This window comes from Bradyrhizobium sp. Ec3.3, assembly GCF_000472925.1.
Lineage (GTDB): Bacteria > Pseudomonadota > Alphaproteobacteria > Rhizobiales > Xanthobacteraceae > Bradyrhizobium.
The window spans coordinates 109,937-127,846 of record NZ_AXAS01000021.1 but is presented as its reverse complement, the minus strand read 5'-3'; the positions used below and the strand labels follow the sequence as shown (position 1 = coordinate 127,846).

The 17,910-nt window shown below is 63.9% G+C and carries 14 protein-coding genes; 8 read left to right on the top strand and 6 right to left on the bottom strand.

The window, feature by feature from the left end:
* Positions 1-89: 89 nt before the first annotated feature.
* Both YUU_RS0122940 and YUU_RS0122935 read right to left on the bottom strand, forming a co-directional pair.
* Entirely contained in the window at positions 90-1,895 is a 1,806-nt protein-coding gene (locus YUU_RS0122940; protein WP_027524516.1) for an adenylate/guanylate cyclase domain-containing protein, read from the bottom strand.
* 7 nt (positions 1,896-1,902) lie between these two features.
* Positions 1,903-2,907, bottom strand: coding sequence for an ABC transporter substrate-binding protein (locus tag YUU_RS0122935; protein ID WP_245288073.1), 1,005 nt, complete (start codon positions 2,905-2,907; stop codon positions 1,903-1,905).
* 383 nt (positions 2,908-3,290) lie between these two features.
* Between YUU_RS0122935 and YUU_RS0122925 the strand changes: the two genes are divergently transcribed.
* Together YUU_RS0122925 and YUU_RS0122920 are read left to right on the top strand one after the other, a co-directional pair.
* Positions 3,291-4,526: an SMP-30/gluconolactonase/LRE family protein gene (locus tag YUU_RS0122925; RefSeq protein ID WP_027524514.1), complete on the top strand. Its 1,236-nt coding sequence runs from the start codon at positions 3,291-3,293 to the stop codon at positions 4,524-4,526.
* Between the two features lie 107 nt (positions 4,527-4,633).
* A complete protein-coding gene (locus tag YUU_RS0122920; protein WP_027524513.1) occupies positions 4,634-5,734 on the top strand; it encodes an FAD-binding oxidoreductase in 1,101 nt (366 codons plus the stop codon).
* A 24-nt stretch (positions 5,735-5,758) separates the two neighbouring features.
* On the opposite strand, the gene YUU_RS0122915 is transcribed toward YUU_RS0122920, so the two are convergent.
* Positions 5,759-6,763, bottom strand: a complete 1,005-nt coding sequence (locus tag YUU_RS0122915) for an MBL fold metallo-hydrolase (RefSeq protein WP_027524512.1) — start codon at positions 6,761-6,763, stop codon at positions 5,759-5,761.
* Between the two features lie 299 nt (positions 6,764-7,062).
* Between YUU_RS0122915 and YUU_RS0122910 the strand changes: the two genes are divergently transcribed.
* The 6 genes from YUU_RS0122910 (at position 7,063) to YUU_RS0122885 (ending at position 14,062) form a co-directional block, all read left to right on the top strand.
* Positions 7,063-8,310 (top strand): ABC transporter substrate-binding protein, encoded by a 1,248-nt coding sequence (locus YUU_RS0122910; RefSeq protein ID WP_027524511.1) that lies wholly within the window; start codon positions 7,063-7,065, stop codon positions 8,308-8,310.
* A 112-nt stretch (positions 8,311-8,422) separates the two neighbouring features.
* Positions 8,423-9,298 carry a branched-chain amino acid ABC transporter permease gene (locus YUU_RS0122905; protein ID WP_027524510.1) on the top strand — a complete coding sequence of 292 codons (876 nt, stop codon included), beginning with the start codon at positions 8,423-8,425 and terminating at the stop codon, positions 9,296-9,298.
* 1 nt (position 9,299) lies between these two features.
* A complete protein-coding gene (locus tag YUU_RS0122900) occupies positions 9,300-10,226 on the top strand; it encodes a branched-chain amino acid ABC transporter permease (protein WP_027524509.1) in 927 nt (308 codons plus the stop codon).
* Positions 10,226-11,707 (top strand): ATP-binding cassette domain-containing protein, encoded by a 1,482-nt coding sequence (locus YUU_RS0122895; RefSeq protein WP_027524508.1) that lies wholly within the window; start codon positions 10,226-10,228, stop codon positions 11,705-11,707. The genes YUU_RS0122900 and YUU_RS0122895 overlap by 1 nt, the downstream gene beginning before the upstream one ends.
* A gap of 37 nt (positions 11,708-11,744) precedes the next feature.
* Positions 11,745-12,986, top strand: coding sequence for an ABC transporter substrate-binding protein (locus YUU_RS0122890; protein WP_027524507.1), 1,242 nt, complete (start codon positions 11,745-11,747; stop codon positions 12,984-12,986).
* A 173-nt stretch (positions 12,987-13,159) separates the two neighbouring features.
* Complete coding sequence (locus YUU_RS0122885; RefSeq protein ID WP_027524506.1) at positions 13,160-14,062, top strand: SMP-30/gluconolactonase/LRE family protein; 903 nt, start codon at positions 13,160-13,162, stop codon at positions 14,060-14,062.
* Between the two features lie 227 nt (positions 14,063-14,289).
* Here YUU_RS0122885 and YUU_RS0122880 read toward each other — a convergent pair whose 3' ends face one another.
* From YUU_RS0122880 to YUU_RS0122870, 3 genes are read right to left on the bottom strand one after another with little or no spacing between them, the layout of a single operon-like run.
* Positions 14,290-15,249 carry an ABC transporter permease gene (locus YUU_RS0122880; RefSeq protein WP_027524505.1) on the bottom strand — a complete coding sequence of 320 codons (960 nt, stop codon included), beginning with the start codon at positions 15,247-15,249 and terminating at the stop codon, positions 14,290-14,292.
* Positions 15,246-16,358 carry an ABC transporter permease gene (locus tag YUU_RS0122875; protein ID WP_027524504.1) on the bottom strand — a complete coding sequence of 371 codons (1,113 nt, stop codon included), beginning with the start codon at positions 16,356-16,358 and terminating at the stop codon, positions 15,246-15,248. Before YUU_RS0122875 ends, YUU_RS0122880 begins: the two co-directional genes overlap by 4 nt.
* On the bottom strand, positions 16,351-17,898 hold the full coding sequence (locus tag YUU_RS0122870) for a sugar ABC transporter ATP-binding protein (RefSeq protein ID WP_027524503.1): 1,548 nt from the start codon (positions 17,896-17,898) through the stop codon (positions 16,351-16,353). Before YUU_RS0122870 ends, YUU_RS0122875 begins: the two co-directional genes overlap by 8 nt.
* Positions 17,899-17,910 lie beyond the last annotated feature (12 nt).

Genomic DNA, 17,910 nt, shown 5'->3' with positions numbered 1-17,910 from the left:
CGCGGTCTCATTTTCATCCGCGCGCAGCGTATGTCTTTGTCGCCGCGTGTCAACGCGCACGAGCGCGCGCCATGCCGCAGACTCCCAGCTCACAAAGTTTCGATTTCCAGCCGGCGCAGCCCGGAATCCGGGCGTGTCAGGGGCAAGTTGCCCTGTGCGACAGCAAACATCTCCAAGGGCTGATCGTAACCCTTGATGACGTGCTTCCCGATCGAGACAAGGGGGACAGCGTCCTTCACTTTTTCTGCGACCACCCTGTCGGTCAGGATTTGCGCATCCTTTGCCAGGCCACACAGCCGGGACGCCAGGTTGACGACATTGCCGAGGGCGGTGTAGTCAAGCCGCCCCTCATAGCCAACGGTTCCGACCGTCGCCGTTCCCATTGCGATACCGACGCCGAAGCCGATCGCGTGACCTGCGGCGCACCATTTCCCGGCAATCGACTGCACTGCGACCTGTAGATCGATCGCGAGCTGAACGGCGTGGTTCGCGGGCTTGTCGCAGGCAACCGGCGCGTTGACGAGCAGCATCACGCCGTCTCCGGCAAAGCGGATCAGCGTGGCCTCATAGCGGGTCGTAACGGCTCCCACCGCCGCATAGTATTCGCGCAGGACCGCCATGATGGCGTCCGGTTCGGCGCGCGCGGAGAATGCCGTGAAGCCGCGCAAATCACCGAAAACCACGACGACTTCACGCCGCTGCGCTTCGAGCAGTTCGGCGGAATGTTCGACGAGTTCGGCGACCTGGGGTGCAAGGAATTGCTTTAGCCGGTCGATGCGGACGGTTTTCTGCTGCGAGATCGCCAGCTCCGACGCCATCTCGTTGAAGCGGATCGCCAATTGCTCCAACTCGTCGCGGCTGGAAATCCCAATGCGGTGATCGAAATGTCCGGTACCGATCCGCTCGACCCCCTCCTCCAATTGCTTGATCGGACCGGACATCCGGTGCGCTCGCCAGTAAGCCAGCGCGATCGCGATCAGCACGCCGAGCGCAATCAGAAGTGACGAGCGCCACAATGCCGCGCGGATCGGTGCGAACGCCTCCACGATCGGCTGCATCGCGATCACCGTCCAGCCGATATCGGCTGCATGCACCGAGAGCGCGACGACAGGATTGCCTTTGTCCCCCGTGATGACGGCACCACGACTCGTGGTGCCGACAAGATATTTGATCCGGCCAAAATCGATGGAACCGGTACGGCCGCGCAGGACCAGGCTGATGTCTGGATGGGCGATCAGCTGCCCGGAATCGTCGACGATCATGGCATAGCCGGTCTGACCGATCCTTATTGCTGCTATGACATCCCAAATCAGCTTCAGGTTGACCTCGGCAATGGCAATCCCGGCGGCCGGAAGGTTTCCGGTGACCGCGATCCTCATATATGGCTCGGACTCGTGCTGATATTGAACGGGACCATACCAGACCTTGTTGGCACGCGCGCCGATCACAGCGGGATCTGCGGACAGGTCGATGCCGCGGCCGGTCCTGTTAAGACGTAGCCTGGACACGAAAACGCGTTCGGTCCCCGTCTCGTCGAGCAGCGAAACTGAGACGATTGCGGGCACCTGCTGCAGGAGACGCAACGCATCGACCCTGTGCCGGTCGTCGTCTCCCTGTGCCCACGGAAACTGCACGACCCAGCCCAGCTGATCGCTTATTTCATCGGTGAAGGCCTCTATCCTGCCCGCCGCACCGCGAGCCTCGGACTGGAGAACCTCGCTGATATGGCGGCGCTGGTCGCGATAGCCGAACGATGCTTCGATCACCGCACCAAGGATGAGAGGCACGACAGCTGCTACGAACAGGGTCGCAAAGTACTTGAAAAACAGGGAGCGACGCGGCCGCTTCGCGTCGCCACGGGCAGTCAATGACGATTGCGCAACGAATTCTGGCATATCGATCTCAGGAAATCACCTTGTTGGCGCGAAACAGGATTGAAGATGTATCCAGCTCTACGCCCAGGAGCCGAGCCGTCTTCAGATTGATCACCAGTTCGAATTTTTCAGGCCGGATGACGGGAAGAACGGCAGGATCTTCGCCGCGCAGGATCCGGTCGGCGTAGTTCGCAAGCCACCGATAGGTCGCGCGCTGGTTGGCGCCGTAACTCAAAAGTCCGCCGGCCTCGCAGTACTCGGACCAGCCGAACATCGAAGGGAGCCGATGCGCCAGCGCGAACTCCGCGAGTTTCGCACGATCGACCATCGTCACGACATCGGGAAACACGAGCATCGCGTCGGCGTCCGAGTCACCAGCCACCTCGAGCGCATTGTCTAGTTCACCCGCCCCGGAGAAGGGAACATAGGTCGGCACGATGTCCAGCCCGGCGCATGTCTGCTGGGTCGCGCGCCACTCCGATGGTTCCCCCGGATGGTCCGTGTTCGAGAGAACGGCGAGCCTGCGAATTCTGGGACAAATGTCCTTGAGCAGCTCAACGCGCTTTCCCGCCAACTCAAGCGAGAGGAACGTGCTGCCGGTGAAATTGGTGCCAGGTTGCGCCAGGCTCTTGACCACCCCCAAAGCCACCGGGTCGCCGCTGAGTGCAAACAGGACGGGGATGTCCTTTACCGTAGCCATGGCGCGCGTTGCCGGGCCACTGGAAACGGCAAGGTCTACGTCGCCGCGTCTCAGTTGCGAAATGACCTGGCGCAGCGCCGATGGATTGCCATAGTGCTTCTCGAGAACCACGTTCTTGCCCTCGACATATCCCAGCGAGCGCAGCCCATCGCGAAAGCCGTCCAGGAACGGATCCGGCTCGGAGCCCGTGGAGATCCAGAAGATGCGATAGATCTTCCGTGCCTCTTGCGCGCGCGCAATCACAGGAAACGCCATTGCGCCGGCGACGAGCCGAATGAAATCCCGTCGTTTCATGACACCACCGTCACGACCAAACTGCACGGAACAGGCCATCCAGTGGTCTTGAAATTTGCTCTTGGACTTTCGGGGCTCGCCGGGCTGTGGCTGGCGGACCAACAGGGATCTTGATCCCAGTTCTTGAGCTGCCGAAGGAGCGATCTCTGTCATTAGTCGACAGAACCATCTCAACAGACTGTACCTTCATGTGTTTTTGGCTTTAGAAGTGCTTGATTTTTTCTTGAGATGGGTACTTCCCGGAACCGACACGTCAATATGGCTTACCCGGTCTCCTATGAACCTGCCGATGTCATTCTGAATCTCACGCTCTTCAACCGTGCGAAGAAGAATGGCCGCACTCGCAACTCGACGCTGGTCGGACTAACCTGACCCTGCTCGGCCGGGATCAACCGGCCGGCGAACCCCACCGGGAGGAAGCGATGACACGCCAACGATGCGATTCCGAGCAGCGCGATCCAGACACCACGCTTTCACGACGATCACTTGTCCAGGGCCTTGCGATCGCAGCTGGCGCCACCATGACGGGCGCGGGCGCAGCGCTGGCGCAGAACGCGCCGGCAGCGCCGCCGACGACGATCACGACGCCGCCGCGCGATTTCGGCCCAAACGGTGCGCCGACCACCTATTTCTGGGACCCCGACATCATCGCTGTCGATCCGTCCTTCAACGACCTCGCGCAACCGAACACCGCGATCAAGCGGCTTCATACCGGACTGTTGTGGGCCGAGGGCCCGGCGTGGAGCGCGCAGGGCCGCTATCTGCTGTGGAGTGATATTCCCAACAACAGGCAGATGCGCTGGACCGAGGACGACGGCCGCGTCAGCGTATTCCGTATGCCGTCCAACAACTCCAACGGCAACTCCTTCGACTTCCAGGGCCGCCAGCTCTCCTGCGAGCATCTCACACGCCGCGTCACGCGCTACGAGCATGACGGCACCGCCACGGTGCTCGCAGACTCCTATCAGGGCAAGAAGCTGAACTCACCGAACGACGTCGTCGCGCATTCCGACGGCAGCTACTGGTTCACCGACCCGCCCTATGGCGGCCAGCTCTATGAGGGCGAGCCGGATGGTCCCGGCGGTCCGAGCAATGCCGGCGGCAAGCTCAATCCGCGGATTGGCCAGCCGGCCGGATTCACGCCGGGCAAGCGCGAACTGCCGACCAATTGCTATCGCATCGACCCCAGTGGCCGCATCGACCTCGTGGTCAGCGAGGACCAGGTGCCCGATCCCAACGGTCTCTGCTTCTCGCCCGACTTCAAGAAGCTGTATGTCGTCTCGACCGGCAAGGGTCCGGGCGATACCGGTGCGGGCGGAAAGGGCGAGATCTTCGTGTTCGACGTCGGCAGCGACAACAAGCTGTCCAACCAGAAGCGCTTCACCGATTGCGTGATCGACGGCGTGCAGTGCGGGCCTGATGGCGTGCGCTGCGACGTCAACGGCAATGTCTGGTCATCCAGCAATGCGGGGCGCGCCGTCGGCTATAGCGGCGTGACGGTGTGGTCGCCGGAGGGCAAGCTGCTCGGCCGCATCCGCCTGCCGGAGGTGTGCGGCAACGTCTGCTTCGGCGGCCCGAAGCGCAACCGTCTGTTCATGGCCGCGAGCCAGTCGCTCTACGCCGTGTACACCGCGACGCAGGGCGCAGGGCCAGGCTGAGGCGGCGCGAGCGAGCCGGATCTTGATCAGGCGCCGGCGGGCCCCGCCGGCGCCGAATTGTTTTGATAGTCGCCTTGATGCGTCAAGGGGTTGCCAGGGAAGACACGATGCGCGTTGTCATCTGCGGCGGCGGCGTGATCGGCGCCTGCACCGCTTATTTTCTCAGCCGGCGTGGCGTCGATGTCGTCGTCGTCGAACGGACCGAAGTTGCCGCCGCGGCATCCGGCAAGGCTGGGGGATTCCTGGCGCTCGACTGGTGCGCCGGGACGCCGCTTGATGCGCTGGCGCGGCGCAGCTTTGTGCTTCACACGCAACTGCCGCACGAGGTCGCAGGCAATTGGGCCTACCGCCGCATGACCGCCTATGGCGGTTTCGTCGCCGGGGACGACGCGCTGCGTGGCACGCCGTCGGCACTCGACTGGCTGTCCAGTGGCGTCGTCATCGCGCACCGGCTCGGCACGACGGATACGACGGCCATCGTCCATCCGCGCAAGTTCACCTCGGCGATGATGAACGCAGCGCTCGCTCAGGGCGCCGAGCTGCGGCGCGGACGCGTTACCGGCATCGCGCGCGATGCGGATGGAACGACCGCGAAGGGCGTCGAGACCGATGGCGGCGTCATCGAGGCGGATGGCGTTGTCATCGCCATCGGACCATGGTCGCTGCTGGCGACCCAATGGATGCGACTGCCTGCCGTGTACGGGCAGCGAAGTCCGAGCATCGTGTACGACACCGGCAGGGACGTTCCGGCCGATGCGCTATTCCTGGAGTATGAGCAAAGCAGCGGCGCAATATCGATCGAGGTTTTTCCGCGCGCGGACGGCAGCACGCTGATCACAGCGTTCTCGGACGTCGCGCCGCTACCGGTGGACCCCGCGACCGTAACGCCGGATCAGGACGCGATCGAGCGTCTGCAAGCGATCGCTGAACGGCTGTCGCCGCTGTTTCGCGCCGACAGGATCATCGCGCGGCAAGCCTGCTTCCGCCCGCTCACGCGAGACGGCTTGCCGCTGATCGGCCGGGTGCCGAACTGCGAGGGCCTTTACGTTGCGACCGGGCATAATGTGTGGGGCATCCTCAATGCGCCAGCGACCGGTGAAGCGTTTGCCGAATTGATCACTGAAGGCGCAGCACGCAGCGTCGATCTGACGCCGTTCGATCCTGCCCGGCTTCCGCCGCTCGATCCCTCGCTGCTACGAGCGCGTTGATCACGCTGGCGGCGCGGGCGCCGCTCATGCCAGCGACGCTGTCCGCCCTGCGAACGCGGCCTCCGCCTCATCTCGCAGCCGGTCCGGCGTCTCCAGATAGCGCGGAGAATAATGAAACGTTGTCATCCGCTTCACGCCCGCTTCGCGCGCCAGATATCCGGCCTGCGCCGCGGTCAGGTGACGGCGCTCGGATGCAAGTTGCGCGTCGTCTGCGGCGAAGGCTGCTTCAATGAACAGGTGATCGGCGCCGCGTGCGAGAGCAACGATCTTTTCGGCGTTGGCAGGGGTGAAGGCGGCGTCGGTCACGTAGGCGACGCGCTGCCCGGGCGCGACCTTGAGCGCGTGCCGGGTCAGCTCGCCGAGCCGGATCGCCCGGCCGCTATCGATCTCAATCAACGTGCCCGGCTGCGCGCCCATACGCACCGCGCTTTTCGCCGCATTGAGCCACGGCCCCACCTGAAGGCCGAGCTCGGCGAGCCCGGCTGTCCAGACATTGACGCGCTGGGTTTCCTGCAACGCAAAGCCAAGACAGGGAATTCCGTGATCGAGGGTCGCGGCCTCGATCCTCAGATCGCCGTCCGCAAACACTAGCCCCGGCGCAACGGATGGCTCTTCGATCGGCGAGCTTTGAAACTGCCGCCTCGCCGAGAAGCAGATCCACTCACCGAGCCGGCCATCACAGAATTCAGCGGCGGCGATCTCGAAGTCCGGCGATTCCTCGTTGAGCAGATTCCAGCTATACGACGTCAGCCTGCCCGCAATGCCCGAGATGAGACCGGGCGGTCCTATCACGCGCAAACGGCCCGGCTGATGATGCCTGACCCGCAGCAACTGATCGAAGCCGGCAAAGTGATCCATGTGACGGTGACTGACAAAGACGTTGCTGATGCGCAGCAACTCCCGATTGGCCAGCGGGAACAGATCGCCGAGGTCGAACAACATGGCGCGCCGCCCGAACCTGAAATCGACCAGCAATCCGGGATCGGCGAACGGCTCGTTGACGAGGCGGCATTGAACGAGTTGAGCCATCAATAGGACCTTCCTGCGCGGCGCGACGTTAACCCGACAATGTCAGCCAGGCGACCGCCTTCGCGTCGATCGCTCATGCTCGCGTCGCGGCGCACCTGCGGCTCGCGACGGACGCGAACGCATGCCCGCCAGCGGATTCTGCATGACTGCAACGATCGTCCTGCACTCTATTTGCGCAGCGCTAGACTTTAGTCCGGCTCTCACAATCCTGAATGTAGTTTCACTTGCCGAGATTGTCGTCGCCGTTATAGTCGCGCCCAATAGCTCAAAAGAGGCTTGTTTAAGAGGAGAGAAACAGAATGAAGAACATACTCCCTGGTGCATTGCGGATATTCCTCGGTGCGGCAGCGCTCGGCGCACTGATAAGCGGATCAGGCGCGGCATTTGCAGCAGATCCTATCAAGATCGGCGTGATTGCAGAGGCGCAAGCGATCGCCGGCGCATCGATCCCGCAGGCCGCGCAGCTCGCCGCCGACGAGATCAACGCGAAGGGCGGCGTCGACGGTCGCAAGATCGAGATCATCTCTTACGACAATCACTCCTCCTCGGCTGATTCAGTGCGTGCATTCCAGCGCGCGGTCAACGAAGATAAGGTCAACGCCGTCATCGCAAGCTATATCAGCGAAGTCGTGCTGGCGCTGGAGCCCTGGGCTTCGCGCCTGAAGACGCCGTTCGTCACACCGGGTGCCGCCTCCAACGAGATCAGCAAGAGCGTTCATGCCGACTACGCGAAGAACAAGTACACCTTCCACGGCTACCTGACCTCGGCCGCGCTGGCGCTCTCGGTCTGCGACGCCGCCAAGGACCTCCTGGTCGACAAGATGCACATGAAGTCGGCGGTCATCATGAGCGAGGACGCCGCCTGGACCAAGCCGCTCGACGTCGGCTACGAGGAATGCCTGCCCAAGATCGGGCTGAAGGTGCTCGACCACATCCGCTTCTCGCCCGATACCACCGACTTCACGCCGATCTTCAACAAGATCGAGGGCGCCAAGCCCGACGTGATCATCACCGGCATCTCGCATGTCGGCGTGCAGCCGACGGTGCAGTGGAAGAACCAGCAGGTACCGATTCCGATGTTCGGCATCTCCTCGCAGGCGACCAACGAGACGTTCGGCAAGGACAGCAACCAGGCGGCCGAAGGCGTGCTCTACCAGGGCGTCTCCGGCCCCGGCGTCGCGGTGACGCCGAAGTCGGTGCCGTTCGCGGAAGGTTTCCGGAACAAGTACGGCAACTATCCGTCCTACGCCGGATACACCGCTTATGACGAGGTCTACTACATCGCCGACGCCGTGAAGCGGGCGGGCTCGACCGACGCCGACAAGCTGGTCGACGCGCTGGAGAAAACCGATTGGGAAGGCACCATCGGCCGTGTCCAGTTCTACGGCAAGGACGATCCGTTCACCCATTCGATCAAATACGGCAAGGGCCTGATCACCGGCCTGATGCTGCAATGGCAGGACGGCAAGCAGATCGCGGTCTGGCCCAAGGACGTGGCCAAGACCGACGTCAAGTTCCCGAGCTTCATCAAGCTCACCACGAACTGATCGGAACAGCTCCCGGGCCAACACCCGGGAGCTTTCACATGCGGCGTAGGCAGCACCTTCTATCCAAGGAGGCAGCGAGACCGCCTCTCACAGCCCAGATTGCAAGTCATAGATGCGAGCATTCCAGATATTGATCGATGGCTTTGCCATCAGCGCCCTCTACGCTCTCGGTGCCACCGGATTCACGCTGATCTTCGGCGTTTCCGGCGTGCTCAACCTCTCCCACGGGGCCATCATGGTGGCCGCAGCGGTAGCGGCCTGGGCCGCCGCCAGCATCCTGCATGTCGATACCTATTCGGGCGCGCTGATCGGTGTCGGGGTCGCGCTCATCACCGCCTTTGCCACCTACTTCGCGGTGGTGAAGCCGATCCAGGATTCCCGCCGCATACCCAATGAGGAGAAGGAAATCTTCGTCCTCACCGGCACGCTGCTGTGGGGGATCATGATCCAGGAGCTGATCGCCTATTTCTTCACCAACAACGCCAAGACCGTGCTGCCGATCGTCGAGGGTGTCGTCGACATTCTCGGCGTACGCACGCCGCGCAACGAGATCTTCACCGCGGTGGTATGCTGCCTCGTCATCGCGCTCTTGTGGCTGCTGGTGAACCGCACCCGCACCGGCAAGGCTGTGCTGGCGGCCTCGATGAACCCGCGCGGCGTCACCCTGCTCGGCCTCGAGCTCACCAACATCTACATCGTGGTCTGGGCGATCTACGGCGTGCTCGCCGGCATCGCGGGCGTGCTGCTCGGGATGTTCTTGGGAGTCAGCTCCTACAGCGTGGGACCGCTGACCGCGAGTGCGTTCTCGATCGTCGTGCTCGGCGGTCTCGGCAGCGTCTCCGGCTCGCTGATCGCAGCCTTCGTGGTCGGCTATCTCGAAACCATCACGGCCTACCTGGTCTCGCCGGCCTATCGCACTATTCCGGCGCTGCTGCTTCTGGTGGTCGTCATGTACATCCGGCCCCAGGGCCTTCTGGGGAGGCGCTGAGATGTCCGGATTCTTCACCTCACGCCTGTTCTTCGTCTCGCTCGCGCTCGTCGCGATCGCCGCGACGCTGCCGCTCTACGTCTCCGGCTATGTCCTCGGCCTGCTCACGGTCGCCTTCTATTTTGGCGTCTTCGCCATGGCCTGGGACCTGCTGTTCGGCTTCGCTGGCGAGGTCAACTTCGGGCCGACCTTCCTGATCGGGGTCGGCGCCTACACCGCCGGCATCCTCAACAACCAGTTCGGCTGGTCGGTCTATCTCTGCATCGTGCTCGGCGCGCTCGCCTCCGTCATCGCCGGCCTCGTGCTGGCGCTGCCGGCGCTCAGGGTCCGGGGACCGTATTTCGGCCTGACGACGCTGGTTGCCGTGCTCATGCTCCAGAACTTCATCGTCGTGTTCGCCGATCTCACCGGCGGCGAGATCGGGCTGACCATCCCCGACGTCATCACCATCGACGCCGGCGCCAACTACTGGATCGCACTCGGCTTCATGACGATCTCGGCGGCCATCCTCTACGGCCTGTCGCAATCGCCGATCGGGCTCGTGCTGCAAGCGAGTGGTCAGGATCCGGTGCAGGCCGGCGCGCTCGGCTTCAACATCGTCAAGCACAAGCTCGCCGCTTTCGTTGTCAGCGCGTTTTTCTCGGGACTGTCAGGCGCGCTGCTGGTGTTTTATTTCGGCACCGCCTCGGTCGGAACCGTGGTCGACGTCGCGGTCGGCGTCAACGTCATCGTCTCGGCCGTGCTCGGCGGCCGGCGCACCGTGCTCGGCGCGGCGCTGGGCGCGATCTTCCTGATCGTGGCCGGCGAGTTCCTGCGGCCGACCGGCGAGCTTGCGACCTTCATCGTTTCGGCGGTTGCGCTGCTTGTGGTGCTTTTCTTCCCCGGCGGTTTCCTCGGAGCGGCCCTGTCACGCGAGGCGCGTTCATGATGGATCAGACTGTCACCACCACCTCCGTTCTCGCCGTTCGGGGCCTGACCAAGCGGTTCGGCGGGCTGACGGCCGTGAAAAATCTCAGCTTCGACCTGCGTGGCGGCGAGATTTTTGGCCTGATCGGGCCGAACGGCTCGGGCAAATCCACTGCGATGAAGAGTGTGATGGGCATCGAGCGCCCGAGCGCCGGCGAAGTGATCTTCGAGGGAGAGAACGTCGCCGGGCTGCCCGCGCACAAGATCGCGCGCAAGGGCTTTGGCATGGTGTTCCAGCATTCGCGGCCGCTGAACCGGCAGACCGTGCTTGAGAACATCATGGTGGCGCTGTTGCCGGACAGCCTGTTCATGCTGTTTCCGGACAAGGCGCTGGTCGAACGCGCAAAATGGATCGCCGATCGCGTCGGACTCGGCGCCGTGATCAGCCGACGTCCGCCGACGCTGCCCTTTGCCGATCTGCGCCGGCTCGAGCTTGCCAAGGCGATCGCGCGCGACCCGAAGGTGGTGCTGGTCGACGAGCCCTTCGCCGGCCTGACGCGCACCGAGGTCGACGTCTTCTCCGACCTGATCCGCAGCTTTCGCGACGAGGGCCGCGCAGTGATGCTGGTCGACCACAACGTCAAGAGCGTCGCCGCGCTCGTCGACCGCGTGCTCGCGATGTATCTGGGCGAGGAGATCGTCACCGGCAAGGCCGACGAGGTGATGCGAAACGAGACCGTGCGGCGGGTCTATCTGGGCGGCGCGATCGAGACCCATGCGCGGCCCGAGACCAGCTTCAAGGACAAGGTCCCGCTGCTCCAGGTCGAGAACGTCAGCGTCCATTACGGCAAGGCGCAGGCGCTGGACAACGTATCGATCCACGTCCATGAGGGCGAGTTCGTCTCGATCGTCGGCCTCAACGGCGCCGGCAAGACCACGCTGTTCAACACGATCTCCGGCTTCCTGCTCTATGGCGGTGAGATCCTACGCGGCGGCGAGAAACTGCGCGGCACGAGCCCGGCGAAGATCGCACGCAGCGGTCTCGTGCAGTGCCCGGAATCGCGCGAGCTGTTCGGCGAAATGTCGGTGCGGGAAAACCTCGATCTCGGCGGCCAGCATTTGACCGACGAGGCACGCGCGGCGCAGCTCACCTGGCTGTTCGAGCTGTTCCCGATCCTGAAGGAACGCCAGGGACAGTTGGCGCAGACGCTGTCCGGCGGCGAGCAGCAGATGCTGGCGATCGGCCGCGCGCTGATGATGCAGCCGCAGATCCTGATCCTGGACGAGCCGACGCTGGGGCTCGCGCCCGTCATCCTCGAGCAATTGTCCAAGGCGCTGGAGAAGCTGCGACAGACCACGTCGATCACCGTGCTGCTCGGCGAGCAGAACGTGACCTTCGCCCTTCCCCACGCCGACCGCGTCTACGTGCTCGAGCATGCGCGGATCGTCTGGGAGGGCGATCCCGGCCGCTTCGCAAGCGAGGCCGGCGCTGGGTATCTCTGACGATTGCAATAACGATAACAAGCAGAGGAAGACGACCATGCGACCAACGACGTGCCCGAGCAGTACCCTCCTTCTCGCCTCCGCGCTGGCGCTATGCCTCGCAGCGCCCGCCTATGCGCAATCGAGCGATCCCATCAAGATCGGCGTCATCGCCGAGGTGCAGTCGATCGCGGGGGCGGCGACGCCGGGCGGCGCGCAGATCGCCGCCGACGAGATCAACGCCAAGGGCGGCGTGCTCGGCCGCAAGGTCGAGATCGTCACCTACGACAACAAGAGTTCTTCGGCCGACTCCGTGCGCGCCTTCCAGCGCGCGGTGAGCGAGGACAAGGTTTCCGCGGTGATCGCGAGCTATATCAGCGAGGTCGTGCTGGCGCTGGAGCCCTGGGCGGCGCGGCTGAAGATGCCGCTGATCACGCCGGGCGCTGCGTCGAACGAGATCACCAAGGCGATCCATAACGACTATGACAAGAACAAATACACGTTCCACGGCTACCTGACCTCGGCCGCGCAGGCGCAGCTTGTCTGCGATGCCGCAAAGGACCTGCTCGTCGACCAGCTCAAGTTCAAGACGGTCGCGATCATGAGCGAGGACGCGGCCTGGACCAAGCCGCTCGACGTCGGCTACGAGGCCTGCCTGCCCAAGGCGGGCCTCAAGGTCGTCGAGCATGTGCGCTTCTCACCTGACACCACCGACTTCACGCCGATCTTCAACAACATGGAGAGCAAGAAGCCGGACGTGATCGTCACCGGCATCTCGCATGTCGGCGTGCAGCCGACAGTGCAGTGGAAGAACCAGCAGGTGCCGATCCCGATGTTCGGCATCAGCGCGCAGGCCCTGAGCCCGACCTTCTGGAACGACACCAACGGCGCCGCCGACGGAGTGCCGTCGCTGGCGGTCGCAACGCCCGACGTCGCGGTGACGCCGAAGACGAAACCGTTCGCGGCGGCCTTCAAGGCCAAGTTCGGCACGCCACCGGCCTATACCGGCTATACCGCCTATGACGAGGTCTACATCATCACGGATGCAATCAAGCGCGCGGGCTCGACCGATCCGGACAAGATGGTCGCCGAGCTGGAGAAGACCGACTTCGAGGGTACGATCGGCCGCATCCAGTTCTACGGCAAGAGTGACGAGTTCACCCACGGCATCAAGTCGGGCCCCGGTGCGGTGACCGGTCTGGTCTTCCAGTGGCAGGACGGCAAGCAGATCACGGTCTGGCCGAAGGCGATCGCGGAAGGGAAACTCAAGTTTCCCAATTTCGTGAAGCTGTCGCAGTAAGCCTCACAACGAGCTCTACAAATGCGGATGCCCGGGCGTGCCCCGGGCATTCACTTCCTTGCATCAGCGCGCCGCCGATGAAGCACCACTTGCAAATTTGGCAGGGTCGATCAGAGTGACGGAAAGCGGCACGCGGGCAATTTTCAGAACCTGCGGCTCATCGCGGAGGACCCATGCTCCCCTATGTCACTCACGACCCGCGCTTCGAGCGGCTGGTCATCGGTCATGTCAATCTCGAGAAGCTTTTCACCGGCTGCCGCTGGGCCGAAGGCCCGGCCTATTTCCCGGCCGGCCGCTACCTCGTCTGGTCCGACATTCCGAACAACCGCATGATGCGGTTTGACGAGACCGATGCATCGGTGTCGGTGTTCCGTTCGCCCAGCTTCAATTCCAACGGCAATACGGTCGACCGCCAGGGACGGCTGGTCAGTTGCGAGCATTTCATGCGGCGCGTCACCCGCACCGAGCACGACGGCTCGATCACCGTGCTGGCCGACCAGTTCCACGGCAGCCGGCTGAACTCGCCCAACGACGTCGTGGTCAGATCCGACGACTCGATCTGGTTCTCCGATCCGACCTACGGCATCGACAGCGATTACGAGGGACAGCAGAGCCCGTCGGAGATCGGCGCCTCCAACGTCTACCGGATCGACGGCAGCTCCGGAAAGATCACGCGCGTCGTGTCCGACCGGGTGCAGCCCAACGGGCTGGCCTTCTCGCCCGACGAGACGCGGCTCTACGTCGCCGACACCGGCGCGACGCATGTCCCCGGACTGCCAGCAACGATCTGGTCATACAAGGTGGAGGGACAGCAGACGAACGGAGACGCCACACTGTTCGCCACCTGTCCCGAGGGGCTCTATGACGGCTTCCGCTGCGACATCCATGGCAATATCTGGACGTCGGCAGGCCGCAGTGTCTTCTGCTACGCGCCTGATGGCACGCATATCGGCACGGTTCCGGTCGGAGAAATCGTCGCCAACGTCTGTTTCGGCGGCCCCCGCCGCAACCGGCTCTATATCTGCGGCCAAACCTCGCTGTACTCGATCTATCTCAACACGCGCGCGGCGGTGTAGGGAGCGCCGCGAGGCTCCCCCAACCGCACAACAAAAGTATCGAAAACAACCCCATGCAAAGTAGCCGGTGGCGAATGGCGCGATGATTTACGATTTTACGAAATCATTTGACACGTCGGGCAAATCAGGGGCATGATGCTATCATCGGGCGGTGGGATGGTCAGACCCCTGACAGGCACAATCTGACCACCTAACCTATCAAGCTCTAGGGAACGGACTGAGATTCGTCAGCTCGTGACGCGTTCGCCGCGACCATAGACCAGCAGCATGAAGATGATGACGAGGCCGTAGATCACCTGGCGGCCGGCCTCGGGCATGTCCATGATCGAGAGCACGCTGTTGAGCAGCACGATCAGCACGACGCCTATCAGCGTGCCGAGATAGCGGCCGCGGCCGCCCAAAATGTTGGTGCCACCGATCACCACCGCCGCGATCGACGGCAATAGATAGGCGTCTCCCATGCCCTGATAGGCCTTTGTGGAATAGCCGGCGAGCAGCACGCCCGCGAGCGCGGCCGCGACACCACAGATGACGAAGCAGATCACGGTGACGCGGCGCGTGTCGACGCCGGCGAGATACGCGGCCGCTTCCTTGTTGCCGATGGCATAGATGTAACGGCCGAGCGCGGTGCGCTGGAGCATGACGGCGACCAGCACGGACACCGCGGCCCAGACGAACAAGGCGTTGGGAATGCCCAGCGTACGGTCGGCGGCGAGCGTCCGCATCAAATCGGTGGCGGCCGTCTGCGGCGCGTAGCCGCCGGTATGGGCAACCATCAGGCCGCGCATCACCGCGTTGACGCCGAGGGTGAAGATCATCGAGGGCACGCGCAAGTACGCGACACCGATGCCGTTGACGAGCCCGACCAGAAGCCCGATGCCGAGCCCGACGGGAATCGCGAGCGGTCCGCCGATCGACGTCGCCATCATCGCGGCGGCGGCGAGCGTCCACGGCACCGAAAGGTCAATCTGGGCGATCAGGATCACGACCATCATGCCGGCCGCGACGATACCGAGGAAGGCGCCGATCTGGAGCTGCTGCAACAGATAGGTCGGCGACAGCAGTGGCGCGCTGCCGAAACGGGCGAATGTATAAACGGTGCCCGCGACCAGGATGACGAGGATGAACAGCGCCGCAATCAGGATCGGGCGATCGTCGCGCGAGAGGCTGAGAGAGGCCGATGTCATCGGAAGAGCTCCAGCGTGTTCCTGACGCGCAAGACGCCGAGCGCGCCGATGCTGACCGCTGCCAGCAGGATCAGGCCCTCGAACAGCGGTTGCAGCAGGGGCGCGATGTCGAAGATGCGGAAGAAGAAGGAGATCACGCGCAGGATCATGGCCCCGAAGATCGAGCCGATCGCGCTGCCGGTGCCGCCGAGCAGCGACGTTCCGCCGATCACGACGGAGGCGATGGAGTTGAGCGTATAGGCGCCGGCCTGCGGAATGTCGGCATTGCCCGAGGAGGTCTGGATGGCGAGAAAAAGTCCGCCGCAACCGGCGAAAAAGCCCGCGAGCGTGAAGGCCGCGATCTTGGCGCGGTCAACGGGCAGTCCCGACATATAGGCCGCGCCTTCGGCCGAGCCGACCGCATAAACGGCGCGGCCGAGAACGGAGCGGCGGAACGGCACCCAGACGAGGAGCGCGATCAGGACCAGCAGCACGAAGGGCACCGGAATCCAGGCTACCGGCGCGAACCAGCCTGCCGCACCATCGTCGAAGATGTGCACGGTCGCAGCGAAATCGCCGAGCGAATTGGTCAGCGCCCAGTTGAGATCCTCGTCGATCTTGCCACCCGGCGTCGGCCGCAGGAACAGCGCGATGCCGATATAGACCGCGCCGGTCGCGAGCGTGGCGATGATCGGCTGGATGCGTCCATAGACGACGACACAGCCGTTGACGAAGCCGGCCAGTGCGCCGATGGCAAGGCACACGACGATCCCGAGCAGGATGCCGCTGATGTCGCCGGGAAAGGTGCCCAGGAAAAGATGCAGGCCGAAGAGATCGAGATGCAGCGGCGTGCCGCCCGCCGTGCCCGTGAGCAGATAGCTCGCAAAGCATCCCACCATGGTCATGACGGCGCCGACCGAGAGATCGAGCCCCGACGCCAGCACTGGAACGGTCTGGGCCATGGCCAGCATGGCCAGCGCAAAGATCTCGTCGCCGTTCTGCACCAGAACGGCCGAGGAGAAGCCCTTGGGATGCGCGAGGTTGTAGAGGACGTAGAGGACGCAGAACAACAGGACAGCGGTGACGATGCCGACGTTCTGGCGGACGCGAATGGCCACATCGTCAAGCATGGACGGCCCCAGTGCCGGCCGGCGCTGCAGCATCGATGTTCAGCGCGCTCGCGATGATATTGGTCTCGGTGAGCTCGCTGCCTTCGAGCTCGCGCACGATACGGCCGTCATACATGATCGCCACCCTGTCGCAACAGCCGATCAATTCGTCATAGTCGGTCGAGTAGAACAGGATGGCGGCGCCCTGGTCGGCGAGCTCGCGCATCAGCCGGTAGAGCTCCTGCTTGGTGCCGACGTCGATGCCGCGCGTGGGATCGTTGAGCAGGATGATTCGCGGCTCGGTCATCAGCCATTTGGCGAGCACCACCTTCTGCTGGTTGCCGCCCGAAAGCGTCGAGACCGCATCGCCGGGCGCGCCGATCTTGATCTGCAGCCGCGCAATGGCGCGCTGAACGGCTTCGCTCTCCTTGGCACGGTCGACCAGAGGTCCGGTCGAGATCGCGTCGAGCGAGGCGACCACCAGATTGTCGGCGATCGACATCGGCAGCATCAGGCCTTCCGTCTTGCGGTCCTCGGGTACCAGCGCAATGCCGGCCGACTTCGCAGCGGCCGGGGAGCCCGGCCGGACCTCGCGATCTTCGACCGTGACGCGCCCGGAGATGCCGCGCAGCACTCCAAAAAGCGCGAGCAGGAGGGACTTCTGGCCCTGGCCGTCGAGGCCGCCGAGACCAACGATCTCGCCGGCGCCGACGCGAAGCGAGATGCGGTCGAGACGACCTTCCCAAGACAAATTGTCGAGCGCCAGCATCGGCTTCACCGAGGTGCGGGCCGGCTTGGCAGGGTATTGAGCCGCGATGTCGCGACCGATCATGAGCTGAACGATCTCTGCGGTCGAGCGCCTACCCCTGTCGAAGGTTTCGATATGGCGTCCGTTGCGGAACACGGAGGCGCGGTCGGCGAGCGCCTCGACCTCGTGCATGCGGTGCGAGATATAGAGAATGGCGACGCCCTCGGACTTGAGCCGCGCCAGCATGGCGTAGACCTTCTCCACGTCGGCGCTGGTGAGAGCCGAGGTCGCTTCGTCCAGGATCAAGAGCTGCGGCTTCTTGCCGAGCGCCTTGGCGATCTCGACGATCTGGCGGCGCGACAGCGGCAGGTCGCGAACGCGCATCAGCGGATTGACGTCTTCGCACCCGATCTCGGCCAGCAGCTCCTCGGCGCGGCGGCGTTGCGCCCGCGCATCGATCAGGCCGAACCGGCGCGGTGGCGAGGCGATCGAGATGTTGTCCGCGACCGAGAGGTCGGGCATCAGCGACAGCTCCTGGAAGATGCAGACCACACGGGCGGCATTGGCGGCCGAGGGCGTCGCGAAGCTCACGTCACGCCCGGCGAGCCGCATGCGGCCGCTGTCGGGCTGCACCACGCCGGCGATGATCTTGATCAGCGTCGATTTGCCGGCGCCGTTCTCGCCCAGCACGGCGTGGATCTTGCCGCGTTCACAGGCGAAGTCGACGCCCTCGAGCGCCCGCACGCCGGCGTAGCGTTTGGAAATGCCGGACAGCTCGAGAAAGGCTTCCTGCGTCAGGACCGCATCCGACATGGCACGTTCTCA